At 46.7% G+C, this 13,328-nt stretch carries 15 protein-coding genes, 1 tRNA gene and 1 riboswitch; of the genes, 4 read left to right on the top strand and 12 right to left on the bottom strand.

Annotated features, from left to right (window positions below; genetic code table 11):
* Nucleotides 1–4 precede the first annotated feature (4 nt).
* The 9 genes from ACQSGY_RS25765 to ACQSGY_RS25725 all read right to left on the bottom strand — a co-directional run bounded on the left by ACQSGY_RS25765 (nt 5) and on the right by ACQSGY_RS25725 (nt 6,999).
* Nucleotides 5–724, bottom strand: a complete 720-nt coding sequence (locus tag ACQSGY_RS25765) for a type II secretion system F family protein (protein ID WP_427181532.1) — start codon at nt 722–724, stop codon at nt 5–7.
* A 38-nt stretch (nt 725–762) separates the two neighbouring features.
* The gene (locus ACQSGY_RS25760) at nt 763–2,070 is read right to left on the bottom strand and encodes a CpaF family protein (protein WP_427181531.1); all 1,308 of its coding nucleotides are present in this window, start codon (nt 2,068–2,070) and stop codon (nt 763–765) included.
* A complete protein-coding gene (locus ACQSGY_RS25755; protein WP_427181491.1) occupies nt 2,070–3,434 on the bottom strand; it encodes a hypothetical protein in 1,365 nt (454 codons plus the stop codon). Before ACQSGY_RS25755 ends, ACQSGY_RS25760 begins: the two co-directional genes overlap by 1 nt.
* A 131-nt stretch (nt 3,435–3,565) precedes the next feature.
* Complete coding sequence (locus ACQSGY_RS25750; protein ID WP_110898645.1) at nt 3,566–3,949, bottom strand: VOC family protein; 384 nt, start codon at nt 3,947–3,949, stop codon at nt 3,566–3,568.
* Between the two features lie 208 nt (nt 3,950–4,157).
* Complete coding sequence (locus ACQSGY_RS25745) at nt 4,158–5,018, bottom strand: DUF6612 family protein (RefSeq protein WP_427181490.1); 861 nt, start codon at nt 5,016–5,018, stop codon at nt 4,158–4,160.
* A 129-nt stretch (nt 5,019–5,147) separates the two neighbouring features.
* Complete coding sequence (locus tag ACQSGY_RS25740; RefSeq protein ID WP_427181530.1) at nt 5,148–5,570, bottom strand: thiol-disulfide oxidoreductase DCC family protein; 423 nt, start codon at nt 5,568–5,570, stop codon at nt 5,148–5,150.
* 122 nt (nt 5,571–5,692) lie between these two features.
* Nucleotides 5,693–5,971, bottom strand: a complete 279-nt coding sequence (locus tag ACQSGY_RS25735; protein ID WP_111270492.1) for a hypothetical protein — start codon at nt 5,969–5,971, stop codon at nt 5,693–5,695.
* A 104-nt stretch (nt 5,972–6,075) separates the two neighbouring features.
* Complete coding sequence (locus ACQSGY_RS25730; RefSeq protein WP_111270491.1) at nt 6,076–6,321, bottom strand: zinc ribbon domain-containing protein; 246 nt, start codon at nt 6,319–6,321, stop codon at nt 6,076–6,078.
* Nucleotides 6,322–6,579: 258 nt separating this feature from the next.
* Complete coding sequence (locus ACQSGY_RS25725) at nt 6,580–6,999, bottom strand: organic hydroperoxide resistance protein (protein ID WP_111270490.1); 420 nt, start codon at nt 6,997–6,999, stop codon at nt 6,580–6,582.
* Nucleotides 7,000–7,449: 450 nt separating this feature from the next.
* Between ACQSGY_RS25725 and ACQSGY_RS25720 the strand changes: the two genes are divergently transcribed.
* Nucleotides 7,450–8,799, top strand: a complete 1,350-nt coding sequence (locus tag ACQSGY_RS25720; protein ID WP_216516329.1) for an Nramp family divalent metal transporter — start codon at nt 7,450–7,452, stop codon at nt 8,797–8,799.
* Nucleotides 8,800–9,011: 212 nt separating this feature from the next.
* Here ACQSGY_RS25720 and ACQSGY_RS25715 read toward each other — a convergent pair whose 3' ends face one another.
* Nucleotides 9,012–9,728 carry an HAD family hydrolase gene (locus ACQSGY_RS25715; RefSeq protein WP_427181489.1) on the bottom strand — a complete coding sequence of 239 codons (717 nt, stop codon included), beginning with the start codon at nt 9,726–9,728 and terminating at the stop codon, nt 9,012–9,014.
* 119 nt (nt 9,729–9,847) lie between these two features.
* Nucleotides 9,848–10,279, bottom strand: a complete 432-nt coding sequence (locus ACQSGY_RS25710) for a hypothetical protein (RefSeq protein ID WP_427181488.1) — start codon at nt 10,277–10,279, stop codon at nt 9,848–9,850.
* A gap of 114 nt (nt 10,280–10,393) precedes the next feature.
* Nucleotides 10,394–10,569, bottom strand: a riboswitch (cyclic di-AMP (ydaO/yuaA leader).
* A 378-nt stretch (nt 10,570–10,947) separates the two neighbouring features.
* Between ACQSGY_RS25710 and ACQSGY_RS25705 the strand changes: the two genes are divergently transcribed.
* The gene (locus ACQSGY_RS25705; protein WP_111270486.1) at nt 10,948–11,424 is read left to right on the top strand and encodes a glutathione peroxidase; all 477 of its coding nucleotides are present in this window, start codon (nt 10,948–10,950) and stop codon (nt 11,422–11,424) included.
* Between the two features lie 205 nt (nt 11,425–11,629).
* On the opposite strand, the gene ACQSGY_RS25700 is transcribed toward ACQSGY_RS25705, so the two are convergent.
* Nucleotides 11,630–11,712: transfer RNA gene (locus ACQSGY_RS25700), tRNA-Leu, on the bottom strand.
* Nucleotides 11,713–12,117: 405 nt separating this feature from the next.
* Between ACQSGY_RS25700 and ACQSGY_RS25695 the strand changes: the two genes are divergently transcribed.
* Entirely contained in the window at nt 12,118–12,819 is a 702-nt protein-coding gene (locus tag ACQSGY_RS25695) for an urease accessory protein UreF (RefSeq protein WP_216516323.1), read from the top strand.
* A 281-nt stretch (nt 12,820–13,100) separates the two neighbouring features.
* Nucleotides 13,101–13,304, top strand: a complete 204-nt coding sequence (locus ACQSGY_RS25690; protein WP_111270484.1) for an XRE family transcriptional regulator — start codon at nt 13,101–13,103, stop codon at nt 13,302–13,304.
* The last annotated feature ends 24 nt before the right edge of the window (nt 13,305–13,328 follow it).

Below are 13,328 nucleotides of genomic sequence, written 5' to 3'. Positions count from 1 at the left end.
CTCCCTACACTTTGATATCCATAATGCGATGTATCCATAAATAACAGCAGACCAGTACAGCAAGTGCCACGGTGGAAATAAGGTATCCCATCCCGCTGTATAACGGCTCCATGAAATCGCTGGCTGTCAGGTTCAGAAACAGCAGAAAAATGAAAGGCGCTGCAAACATCACCTTCGATTCAAATCTTTTCTGTGCGACAGCAACCATAATATCCTGTTGTATATCCAGCTTTTCTCCGATCACTGCGGACGTACGACGAACCACTTCCACCAGATCACCGCCTGTTCGCTTACATGTAATAAACACATCTGCAAAATTTGTAATGTCCTCGATCTGTGCCCGATCCGAGAAATCCTGCAGCGCTTCTTCAATTGGCTGCCCGTACTCCATTCGTGTTCTTAATATCGTGAACTCCCGGATCAGATCCGTATCTGCCTCAGGATTCAACATACGCAGATCCTCTACAGATTCCTTAAAACCGTTCTCGACTGATTTCCCAGCCGCGAGTGCCGAAGACAAGGCATAAAGAGCTTGTTTGAAATGCAGACTTAGTGTCATCCTTCTGCGTTCAAGCAGTACGTTTCTCCAAAACCCGGGCACCCATATGCAGCCTGTAGCCAATACAGCTCCTGCAAGCAAGTGGTGGTAAAACAGCAGGCCCACACTGAAAAATAATGAACCGCTGACTACCATACACATTAGCCGCTGTCTTGCAGAGAGCATATATACGGTGTAATCCGTTAATGTCTGGCTGCTCTGATTCACCTTGGATCCCCTCCTCCTGAGCACGTGTGTTGTCCTTCCATTTGCTCTATGTATCGATCCAGCCATTCTCCCAGCCCAGCCATCCGGATTTTATCTACCTTCAACAGTCTTCCTATTTGCACCAATCCGCCAATAATGCGGCCTTCCCGTTCCTCCTGCTCCTGGAAACGAAATAACGGGTTTAGAAGCACTTCACCCTCCTGCATCCCGATGACTTCACTTATTTCGGTCACCCGTCGTGAATGATCCCGCATCCGGGAGAGATGGACAAAAATATCTATGGCCGAACTAATCTGCTGTCTTACAACCGCAACGGGAAGCTCTGCACCGCTGAGCACCATCGTTTCGAGCCTGCTGATCATGTCCGAGATTGTATTGGCATGCCCGGTGGATAACGAACCATCATGTCCTGTATTCATCGCCTGCAGCATATCGAGCGCCTCCGCCCCCCTTACCTCCCCAATGACAATGCGATTTGGACGCATTCGCAGCGAGGACTTGATCAGGTCCCGGATAGAAATTTGGCCTTTTCCTTCGGTATTGGCATTACGCGTCTCCAGAGATACAAGATTGGGCACCGTCACAATCTGCAATTCTGCAGAATCCTCAACCGTAATAATCCGCTCATCGGAAGGAATGAACTGTGATAAGGCATTCAGAAAAGTTGTTTTACCAGACCCGGTTCCACCACCGATAAAAATGTTGTATTTACTGCGTACTAACTGCTGTAACAATATCGCCGCCTCCTGATGCAAGGCCCCCTTCTCAATCAGATCAGACATTGTCATCGGTTCACTAGGAAACTTCCGAATGGTCATCGTTGGGCCCTTGAGCGCGATAGGAGGCAGCACAATGTTGACCCGCGACCCATCCTTGAGACGAGCATCTACGATCGGAGAAGATTCATTCACAATCCGGTTTACTCCCGAAACAATCATCTGAATAATATCCTCCAGCCGCTCTCTGGACTCAAACTGCAGTGGAAGCCGCCTCACATTCCCCTCCTGCTCCACAAAGATCTCCTGATGACTGTTAATCATAATCTCCGTAATGTCCGGGTGATCTACGAGGGGCTGCAAGATGTCCAACCCGCGAAACGAATCAAACAATCGCTGTACCCATGCATGACGTTCGCCCGAAGTCAGTTCTTCCAGATTCGGATCACCAAGAACCTTCCTTTCAATCCCTTGCCACAGTTCCTCATCTCCTGCAGAAGAAGTGAGATCGAGAGATGCACGAACCTCTCTGCGTATCCGCTGAAACTGCTCCTCCTGGTCCAGTGTGTTCCATGACCGCTCTGTCATCATACCCAAAGCTCCTCTGAATGAATGTGTCCTGCACGCCACTGTTCTTCATCTTCAGACTGGAGCAGCAGGTCACACAGCCGCTTCACTTCACGCTGGAAGATCGGCGAGCTTAACATGACATCCTCCTGATTCAGCTGCTTCCATGAAGGGATATAGGGCAGAACCGCATCCACATGCAGATCAACTCTAGGCAGCGAATTAAGCAACTGCTCCCGATGTTCGTTTATGACAAAATATGTACGCTCCAATACACTCCCCAGCATCTCCGGCCGAGTTCGCTCGGCATGCTGCAGCCATTGACCCCATCGGTGCATCGCAGCGAGATCATCCCTCACCAGCCAGACAAACGTATCCGCGTTTTCGAGTACACCTTCACTTCGTTCATCCCAGCTGGAGTCCCCATCGAGAATTAACACCTCATACTGTCCACAACCGGTCAGAAACCGGATCAAGTCAGCTGTATCCGTTTTCGTCATCTGCAGCATTTCCTTCCGATTGGCTAACGGCCAAAACACATCTGACTTCAATGTCTCATGCCGCATGACATACGCCTCCACTGCTTTAATTTTCTCCGTAGTTATCGCATCGTCAGGCAAGTCTGAAAAAGCACCTGAACTTCTGCTGACCTTTTCATTAACGCCTTGTGCCGGGACTCGCCCGGACTCTCGTCTTTGCTCTGATCGCTGCACCTGAACCCTTTCCCCGCTCACCGCCCTTCGGTGGGCCTTCAGATCGTACAGCAGCCGCGACAATCCCGTTTCAGCATCAGCCAGAGTTTTATTGCTCTGCCGAAACCCTTTCTCCAGAAAAGGAAATGAGCTGTCCATCGTCTCCAGATTGAGATAGAGCACAGAATAACCAGCAAGCCCGAGCTGCTTGGCCAGATGCAGAGAGACTGCTGTTTTACCGCTCCCTCCGGAAGCAGACACTACAGCGATACTTAACGTGTTCCGACCTGAACGCGCACTGCTCCGGCTTTGCGGCTGGCGGCATGCATTCCTTACCGCTTCCAGCAGCACAGGTAATGGCTGATATTTCATAAGCTGCTTCGTCTCAGGTCCTTCATCCTGTCCTTCACTGAGAAGAAGCCAGGAGACCCCGGAATGTTCCCCAACGTTCAACAGCCAAGGGTTCAAAAACTCGGGCTCAGCAACAAGCAGATCGGGCATTTCTCGTTCAGCCTGTTCAAGCATATAACTGCTGAATGCTTCCCACTCGGAAAAGGCAATGAACCGCATATGAGAGCCAAATGAGCTGCGCTGCACATAATCGAGCCAGGCACGAATATAATCTTTATCCCTCGATACCAGCACCACTTTGAGTACAATCACTTCCTGCTTCACTCCCTGCAAAAAAAGCACAAAAAAGCACCGCCCATTATCCGCATGAACATGCAGAATATGGACGGTGCTTCCGTCACGTGCTATGAATTTATGGATACTATATCATACAAATTCTGGACGAGCAACACATTTATTCTAACCTTTTTTACCTAAGAGCCGTAAGGTGCACCAAATTCAATAATATTCCGATCAGGATCAAGAATAAAGATCTGAGCGAATCCAGCTACGCTATCAGGTCTTGCCTCATATTCGATGCCCTGCTGCTCCAGCCAGGCTATCGTCTCCGAATAACTGACCACCCATAGTGCAAAATGCCCATCGGTTGTATCAATTCCTGCTTCACGAAGCGTATGCCCTTCTGGATGCTGAAGCAGATGAAGCTGCTGACTGCCAATCGCATACCACGCACCCGTTGAACGAAACGGCGGACGTTCAATTTCCTGCATGCCTAACAAGCCGGAATAAAACTTTTTTGCCGTCTGCAAATCTCGAACCGCCAAGCTCACATGATGAATATGTGCATATCTAATCATCTCTGAATTGCCCCCTCTCCGGTGTCTGCAACAAAAAACATAAAGCTCCCCCGTCTATTCTATACCATTTTGAATTGCTACCAAAGTCCCAAAAAAACACCCCTGCTCCTCATCCGGCTACCAACTGGTTAATCCGAACTCAAAGTCAGGGGCATTCCCATTGTTCCTTATTTAGTTCCACGTTTCCCTTATTCAGTTCCGCGTTTCCTTATTTTGCAGCGTCCAAAGCCTCTTGAGGAACCTTGATTTCTGCTACCTTGTCATGGTTGGAGAACGATGTGTCCATTTTCATGTCCATTGTCATTTTCTGACCGCTTTGCTCCATCTCCATAACCATCGCAACATCCATTTTCTCAAGCAGAGACGTTTCTTTGTTAATCCAATATTTCATTTTCATGCTCTTGATGTTCATTTGATCCAGCAAAGCCTGCATTTGAGCATCTGAGCCGTTTTGTTCCATCACGGATTTAGCCAATTCCTTGACATTGTCACCCGAAACATCTGCATTCAGGACATAGCTGTCGCCCTCTTCTGTAATTTTGATATCGTCTTTCACTTTTTTGAACTGATCCAGTTCTTTTTCCGGATTCATGCTTGCTTTCATCTGCTCAATCAATTCCTTCGATTGGGCCTCAGGGATGCTTACCCACTGGTCTCCAACCTGGGAATAAATATTTTCCGAAGTAATGTACTGTTTCACATTTTGCTTCTGTCCGGACATATCCATTTCCATCTCTTGATAGATCATCATCGGATCTTTAATGATATCCATCTTGAGTGATGTTTTCACCTGCTGGTCCTGAGATTGCTCTCCGGCATCCACCTTGATTTGCTGATCAATATTCGCTTCCGTAGTGAAGCTTTTCAGCGCTTTAGTTGCCTCACCTGTTTTGGCAAGCAATTCGTCCAGTGTAGGAACAGCCGCACTCTGTCCTTCTGTGTTGTTGCTCTCCGTTGTTGTTGATCCACTTCCTGTCGCCGGCGCTGCGGAGTTGTCTTTATCGTTTCCGCATGCTGCCAAGCTCATTACTAGTAAAGCCCCGATAATCATTGTCGTCCATTTCTTCAAGTTGTTATCCTCCCAATAATGTAAAAATAATGTGACCAGCGTTATTACCCAATAATTGCCGATATTAATCATCTTACAGGCAATTTCTTACTTATGGAAGATTATCCTGAAAAACCGCTACTTATATACTTATAGAAATCGTTCTTTAGTCTCAGGTGTAGGCAGCATACATGCTTCATCCTTCCCAAACCAGCGGTACCGATTACGCGCAACCCAGTTGTAAACTGCATTCCGAATGAATTTGGGAACGATGATCAATCCGTAGAACAGCGGGTAGGGAAATTTCAAACCTTTAGCCAATCTTAATGCGGCCGTTGAGCGAGTATAGTATTTTCCATCTTCAATCAACACAAACGTATCCATACTGTCTGTGCTCAGGCCCCCCTTTTCCAGCAACCCCTTAGCCACATCCGATTGAAGTGATGCAAAATGATATTTCCCTTCCGGGTCCCGCCTGATAATCCATTTCGTTAATCCCTGGCAGAAGTGACACACGCCATCCACAAGAACGATCGGGTGCCCCTGATGTTTATCCCTTAAAGCTACTGTCATCATGTTAGCCTCCTCATCTGGCGCTGTTACATTACTTACCCACTTTGAAGCACAACCTTTCTCTTGCAAAAAAAAGAAAAAAAAGCGCAGGCACTGTGCCTACGCTCATATTAGTCAGCCAATTACTCAGCCAATGCTTTTTGCATCCATTCGTCTTCGATCATTTGCTGATGCAGGTCACCTGACCATTGATCCATGCATTTGCAGATGAAATCTTTACGGCATACAGGACAAGGTGTCTTTTGCAGACGGCTGATTGCAGTCATTTTCCATTCCGGTGCTTTGGAGTAGAATACACGGCACTGTGTACCATCTACCAGTTTCATTGTAAATTCGTACAAACCGTCTTTTTCATTTTTGCTGGCTACTTGCAGTTGTGCAATACTTGGTCTATAAGACATGGATATCACCTGTGAATTCAAATTTGGTTCATGCTAATGACACTGACACTTTTCGTACTAAGTCATATTAAAGAAATTTCAGGTCAATGTCAACTCAAGAACGCTCATCCGCCAAACAGAATATCCAGAATGGTGCCGACTTGTCCCTGCTTCTTTCCTTTGAGCACATCCGGATTAAAAACCTCCACATACCCGCAGGACGTGCAGGATACAAACAAATAATGATTATGCTGAATATCAAACACCTTGCTCAGCCCTGCTCCCGACATCGAAACCTCCTTGATGCTGCAATCCGTGCCCCGGCATTTGGTGCATACAAATCTTCTCTCAATCATCTCTTCAATACTCATGACCGTCCCCCCTTATGGAAATGTGTAGCATGAAGTGATAAATATGTAACATGAAAGATTATACTGACTGTTCTGTTATGTAAAAAAGTACGCGCTAACTAGGGGATTTTCCTCCCCAATGTGTCAGATTCAGGTAACCAAGCACCAAGCCCTGCTGAGCTGCCAGCAGGGCTTGGTGCTTGAACATGAGGTATCGCAAGATACCCTGCTCTTTATTTTACGCATGACTCTTGAAGAAGAGCCAACTTATTTGTGCAATCACACTACATTCAGCACAACGTCGATGTTGCCGCGTGTTGCTTTGGAGTACGGGCAGAAGTCATGCGCCTTGCGAGCAAGCTCCTCTGCCTGACCGTGATCGACTCCCGGCATGCTTACATCCAGACGCACGGCCAGCTTGAAGCCATCATCTGCCGGGTCTTTACCGATGGATACGTTGCTCGTTACCACGACATTTTCCAATTTCACGCCTGCTTTGCGGGCTACGTTTGCCAGAGCACTTTCATAACATGCTCCGTATCCGGCTGCAAACAGTTGCTCAGGGTTTGTCCCTTCACCGCCGGCACCACCCAGCTCTTTCGGCATTTTCAGATCATGCTGCAGCACACCGTCCGAAGAAGCTACCGAACCTGTTCGTCCACCTTTTACCGTTGCTGTTGCTGTATATAAAGCTTCCATCAGAATCTCTCCTTCGCTGTTAAAATTTGAACTGCCTACAATTCATTTTAAACCTCTGGCTCGTTTTGAAACGCCTTGACCTTGTTCTTTAATAGCTTTTACATCTATTCTTCAACAGCTTTTAGATCATATTCTTTAACAGCTTTTACATTTGGCTTCATTTCATGCATCCATTTATAACTCTTCACATGATTCCTGTTGAAGCTCCTTCTATACATCCTTCCAAGGCTCTTTTCCTTCATTTTGTCTCAATACATAAAAGTTGCACTAGACAAAAACTATTGAGTGTGTACAATGTAAATATGAACATAAAATTTTAGATATAACCACATTCGTATTTATCACAACTTCACTATTTATATATTCGTTCCAATGCAAGTTATACAAATTCCATGATTTTTTCAGCCGGTAATCGGCCCCCATCTTAATGTAAAGTCAGGTGATCCATCTATGAGTCAACGAAATCCGTTCAATACGCCATCCGGTGAATATGCAACAGCAGCAGTTGCTCCGTCACTAGGTGAAGCGCACAGCTCCATGAAAGTTCCCAAAAATGCAGTCTGGTGGAAAAAATTTCTCGCCTTTGTCGGTCCGGGTTATCTCGTCGCTGTTGGCTACATGGACCCGGGCAACTGGGCTACGGACATCGCAGGCGGCTCCCAGTTCGGTTATACCTTGTTATCCGTTATCCTTATATCCAATATGATGGCTGTAGTCCTGCAATCTCTTGCAGGCAAGCTCGGGATTGTTACTGGACGGGATCTCGCTCAGGCTTGCCGTGAACGCTTCAGCTTCCCTGTAGTTATGATGTTATGGATTCTGTGTGAGCTCGCTATTGCAGCAACCGATCTGGCTGAGGTCATAGGCTCGGCAATTGCCCTGAAACTACTGTTTAATATCCCCATGCTGTATGGGGTGATTATTACCGCTGTTGATGTGCTGATCATTCTTGTCCTGCAAAATAAAGGCTTCCGCGCACTGGAGACCCTTGTCATCGTGCTGATGGCCACCATTGCGCTCTGTTTCGGGATCGACCTCTTTCTGGCGAAACCGGACATGGGCGGTGTACTGCACGGATTCGTACCCAGCAGTGAGCTTTTGCAGAACCCGGCTATGCTCTACATTGCCATCGGCATCATTGGTGCGACGGTCATGCCGCATAACCTGTATCTGCATTCTTCCATCGTACAGACACGTCAGATCGAGCAGACAGCTCAGGGGAAAAGAGAAGCGATTCGATACACCACGATGGATTCAACCATCGCACTGACGCTGGCCCTGTTCATTAATGCAGCCATCCTGATTGTATCGGCGGCAGTATTCCACAGCGCAGGCATGACCCAGGTTGCCGAGATTTCAGATGCATATCATCTGCTGACTCCGCTGCTCGGCACCACCATTGCCAGCATCCTGTTTGGCGTCGCTTTGCTCGCATCAGGTCAGAACTCTACCCTCACAGGTACGCTTGCTGGACAGATCGTCATGGAGGGGTTTCTGAATATTCGTATTCCGGCCTGGCTGCGTCGTCTCGTCACACGGCTGATCGCAATCATTCCGGCCGTCATTGTAACCGCCATTGCGGGCGAACGCGGAACAGAGGAACTGCTGATTCTGAGCCAGGTTATACTGTCCCTGCAGCTGCCTTTTGCCGTTATCCCGCTGGTGATGTTCACGAGTGACAAAAAAAGCATGGGCCCGTTTGTTAATAAACTCTGGCTCAAGGTCGTTTCCTGGATTATCGCTGCGATCATCGTAGTGCTGAACGTGTACCTGATTATCCAGACTATTATGCTGTTCTAACTTATATATAAGCTGAACTAAGGACGTTTACAGTTGCACTCCGATGACAGAATAATCTCAACTTTCAAAAATCCCGTAATATAAAAAAAGGCTGACTCGCCGTCTGGTACGATTACCAACGCGAATCAGCCTTTTTAAGTCTTTCATTTGTTATACAGCCCAGCTGCATATAACCTCTAACTCGACCTGATGTAACCTAATGCTCATATGAACTAAGATGCATCGTTATCAGGTATGAGCAGCGGCAACAGTTCATCCAATGATTTAACCGTCCAGTCTGCACGCTCATGCTCTGACTGCACTGGCTGAAACCTTCCATATCCCTGGAGAATACGAATGGTATGCAGGCCCAGACTACGAGCGGGAACGATATCATTGTCAATCCGATCTCCAATCATCACCGCTTCCTCCGGGGCACAACCAGCCTGTTTCAGGGCAACCGCATACAATTCCGGGTCGGGCTTGGACACTCCTTCTTCTGCCGAGCAGGCCAGTACATGAACATATTTTCGAAGTCCATAACTCTCCAGCCGCATTTCAGTCCCCGGGCTCTGATTCGCAATAATGCCTATGTGATAGTGCTGCGACAGCTGCTTGAGCACCTTGGCTGCAGAAGGAAATGGCCGCTCCAGCTCTTTGTGGAATTTCAGCTTCTCCTGAATCAGTTTGCGGTGACCTTCATCCTGAATGTATGTCCGTATGGCTACCTTCATAGGCCATTGTTCGTAGTTCTGGTAACATTGTGCAAACAGCTCCCGTACATCCTCAATTTTCACAGGATAGTCGTAAGCATTCGCCTCACGCACAAACTGCCCGATAATATCGTCAACAGGCTCCCATTCATCCACCAGCGTATCCCCTACATCAAAAAACAACCACTTCAACCCGGCAATATCCGGCAAGCCAATTCCTCCTTGTACGCCACTCAATGACGATCCCGGGCGCGCATGCTGTATCCATAAAAAAGAAGACTCACGACAAGCATGAGTCTCCTCGGATTCCGTTAGTCCATACCTGTAATTATAACAGGCACCTTACACAGGATCAATCATAAGCTGCTTGCTTCAGCTTCGAGTTTATTGCAACTATTAAGCAAGAATCCAACTTCTCCATTTAACGAATACACAATTTTGTCCGCACCCATGCCCCGATAAATGCCTTTTGGATGACTTTGCTCCGTTATCACGCATAGAGACTTGGATGTCCAGGAGCGAACAATCTGCAGGTAACGGCAAGTCAGGTTCAGACTGTTTTCAAAAATAAATACGTTGCCTACGCTCGTCTGCGGCAAAAACCATTTTTGAGCTGCTGCTGTATTCATACGAATCACATGCTCTACTCCGATCCGGCGGAGCTTGCGCTCCTCACCCGCACTGTTTGTCAGAACGGCAAAAGGCATTTTTTTGTACATTAGCAGCTTCACAAATTTACGTCCAGCTTCATTTGGTGCGGTTACTAAAATCATCTCTGTATCCATCATTCGTTCCTCCCTTGGCGTGAAAAGACAACAAAAAAGAAGCGTGGGGACCAAGGCCTCCGAAACGCTTCTTAAATAATCCATGGCGAAAACGCCATGAACCAGCGTGCGGTTTGTTGCCTCTCCCTTTAACGCTTACGAGGTTAGCTGACGGATTCGGGCGCGAGAGTCGCCCTATTTCCGGCTGTCACCGGAAAATTCACCCCATGGATGTCTGCTGCTGTAATACAGCCCATCCTGTTGGTTCCCCCGTTTTCCACCCACGATGAATGGAAACTCAGCGATTGAAACATCGTTCGTAAATCTTGCATGTAAGACCGATCGATATCATCGTCTGTTTCGTTTTTCAGGTACAATATAATTAAAATTCAAATTACGCTTTGAATCATACACCCGTGCCATGATCATGTAAAGTCCGGGCAGATCACCGAATCGTCAGAATTCCGGCAATAAACTTCAATAATAACGCTTACAATGAGCTTATACGCTATCCAACTCTTCCAAGCTGTCTAATTCTCGCCCGCACAAAAAATTGATCAAGCGAATTGCATTCCTTCTATGAATAAGGTGAGCCGATAAGGATAATAGTGTCCTCCGTAAATTGATTTTGCATTATTTAATTGTATAAAATATAATAAACTTATCAACATAATATGATGGAGGCGATCCCCATGTCAGTCTATGATTACAAAGTAAACACCCTTCGCGGACAAGAGATTGAAATGTCCCAATATCGCGGCAAAGTGTTGTTAATTGTAAATACCGCAAGCCAGTGCGGCCTAACTCCTCAATTCAAGGGCCTGCAGGAGCTGCAGGATCAATTTCAGGATGCTCCTTTCGAGGTCCTTGGATTTCCCAGCAACCAGTTTGCCCAGGAGAAGGGTTCCTCTGATGACATCGCTGAGTTCTGTCAGATGAACTATGGCGTAAGCTTCCCTATGTTTGAGAAGATTGACGTTAACGGTGCCAGTGCTCACCCGCTATTCCAGCATATTACTAAGGAAGCACCAGGTCTGCTCGGCTCCAAGGCCATCAAATGGAACTTCACCAAATTCCTTGTCGATCAGGAAGGGAACGTTGTGAAGCGTTATGCTCCCCAGACTACACCTGATAAAATTGTAGAGGATATTCAGAAATTATTGAAATAAATAACACCCGTTTCTACACTTTGAAAAAAGCTGCCCCAAACCACAGAGCCTCGGTTCTGCTCGGTTTACAGGGTGGCTTTTTTACGCAGCTAATGAAACTTATCTCCGCCCGTTGTCGCCTTTCAGCTGTTATTTATGCAGGATCAAAAGACAAAAAAAGAAGCCTCCCGTACAGGGAAGCTTCCTTCAATAACACTTCATATGATGCGGTCGAGAGGACTCGAACCTCCACGGGCGTACGCCCACTACCCCCTCAAGATAGCGTGTCTGCCATTCCACCACGACCGCATGTCGTAAATTATCGGCAACAGAATTGATTATACCGGAATGTTATCTAAATGTAAAGCATTTATTTAAACACGCCAAAAATCAGTCATATTTCCCCAAATGTGCGCATATCCTGAATCTGATTCCGAAAAAATGCCAAGGCCGCAGTGGAACCAGAATGAATTTCTTGCAGCATCGTATTTTCAAATATTATTTCTAAAGGAGAACAAATTTATTGTCATATTATATAACATATATAATAATAAAGAAGGAAATTTAAGCTTTTTTCAATACAAACCATTGACAAAACACGGATAATTATGTGAATATATATATCATATAATTCGGATTTAAGCACATAAGATTTAGAAAAGAGTATTTTATGTAAGATAAAATAACACAAACAAGCACTGGAGGCGAAAGATCGTGAACCGTGGCAATAAGCTGCTAGATTACGTGAAGCTGCTTGATCCTTCTGTTCAGGTTGGAGGGTTCTCCCATTTCTTCGGCATGGATACACATATCAAGGAAGGAACCATCCGTACAGCCGAGGATCTTGAATCGTTCATGCGCTGCCAGCTGCATCCCAGTCTGGTTCGTCTTGAAGGTATGGCCATCAAAGGCATATATACCGCAATCGATCACAAAGACACTTGGCGCATCGCCCTGATCGACAAGCTTGTTCACGTGCAGCGAACACCTGCCGAGCTTAGAGAACAGGCAGCTACCATCGGCAAACGTTTAATCAAGCTATCTCACGCCCTGCATCCCTGGATCGACTTCAAACCGCTTGAACAGATTTTCACCAAATACAGCTCCGTCGGCTGTCTCCCCACCGTTCACGCCTGGATTAACCACCACCTCGACATCCCCGTCGAAGAGGCGGTCCTCGGTTATCTGCATTCAGCCATGTATGCCTGTATATCCGAAGCCTCCAAAGCTATTCCTCTAAGTGAGAATGTCACCAAGGAGCTGCCCGGTCGCCTGACCACAGACCTTGAGCACGAATGGAAGACCGTGAGTGCTTCTTCTCCAGATGGACACATGCACCCTGCATCGCTGTCTATGAAGACGTTATTCCCCAGCTTCCATATGCTCGGAGCCGGGCTTCACGCTTACAGAGCTTGAGCCCCTCCCCACCAGCCCTTTCTTGATTCCATTCAAAAACACGCCGCAACCCCCTTGCTGGCGTGTTTTTTCGTTTATGAAAGCTTGCTACATATAGCCTTGGAGGCCCACAAATGGCGTATATACGTCATTTTAATTCAAAAAATACACTTATTTCCGTATTTTTTAATTGTTAGATGACGGATTTGCGTATATAATGGAGATTACAGCTCGCATTTCTATTCAGTTTACACGAAGAAACGCCTGCTGAATACTATAATTCCACTCAGGGGTGAACCCTTTTGAACAAGAAGAAACCCGTCACTCCGTTCGGTTGGGCTATCAAACGGCGACTAACGGAACTGCAGATTGACCAAAAAACCTTTTGCGAACAGCACGGCATCCCACCCTACCGCCTGTCCAATCTTATTCACGGCACACGTAAAGCTACGAGATTCAGGCATCAGGTCGCTGATATTTTGGACATACCAGAGGAACTGCGATAACATCTTTTATCCAAGGAGGACTTC

This window comes from Paenibacillus sp. TC-CSREp1, from assembly GCF_050171015.1.
GTDB lineage: Bacteria > Bacillota > Bacilli > Paenibacillales > Paenibacillaceae > Paenibacillus > Paenibacillus silvae.
Note: the sequence above shows the minus strand (reverse complement) of the source record. Positions and strands in the feature narration are given on the sequence as shown.

What these genes read in the sequence shown, in the direction of transcription:
- ACQSGY_RS25765 (WP_427181532.1), bottom strand. Translation starts at nt 724, where the DNA reads ATGCTCTCTGCAAGACAGCGGCTAATGTGTATGGTAGTCAGCGGTTCA.
- ACQSGY_RS25760 (WP_427181531.1), bottom strand. Translation starts at nt 2,070, where the DNA reads ATGACAGAGCGGTCATGGAACACACTGGACCAGGAGGAGCAGTTTCAG.
- ACQSGY_RS25750 (WP_110898645.1), bottom strand. Translation starts at nt 3,949, where the DNA reads ATGATTAGATATGCACATATTCATCATGTGAGCTTGGCGGTTCGAGAT.
- ACQSGY_RS25740 (WP_427181530.1), bottom strand. Translation starts at nt 5,570, where the DNA reads ATGACAGTAGCTTTAAGGGATAAACATCAGGGGCACCCGATCGTTCTT.
- ACQSGY_RS25735 (WP_111270492.1), bottom strand. Translation starts at nt 5,971, where the DNA reads ATGTCTTATAGACCAAGTATTGCACAACTGCAAGTAGCCAGCAAAAAT.
- ACQSGY_RS25730 (WP_111270491.1), bottom strand. Translation starts at nt 6,321, where the DNA reads ATGAGTATTGAAGAGATGATTGAGAGAAGATTTGTATGCACCAAATGC.
- ACQSGY_RS25725 (WP_111270490.1), bottom strand. Translation starts at nt 6,999, where the DNA reads ATGGAAGCTTTATATACAGCAACAGCAACGGTAAAAGGTGGACGAACA.
- ACQSGY_RS25720 (WP_216516329.1), top strand. Translation starts at nt 7,450, where the DNA reads ATGAGTCAACGAAATCCGTTCAATACGCCATCCGGTGAATATGCAACA.
- ACQSGY_RS25710 (WP_427181488.1), bottom strand. Translation starts at nt 10,279, where the DNA reads ATGATGGATACAGAGATGATTTTAGTAACCGCACCAAATGAAGCTGGA.
- ACQSGY_RS25705 (WP_111270486.1), top strand. Translation starts at nt 10,948, where the DNA reads ATGTCAGTCTATGATTACAAAGTAAACACCCTTCGCGGACAAGAGATT.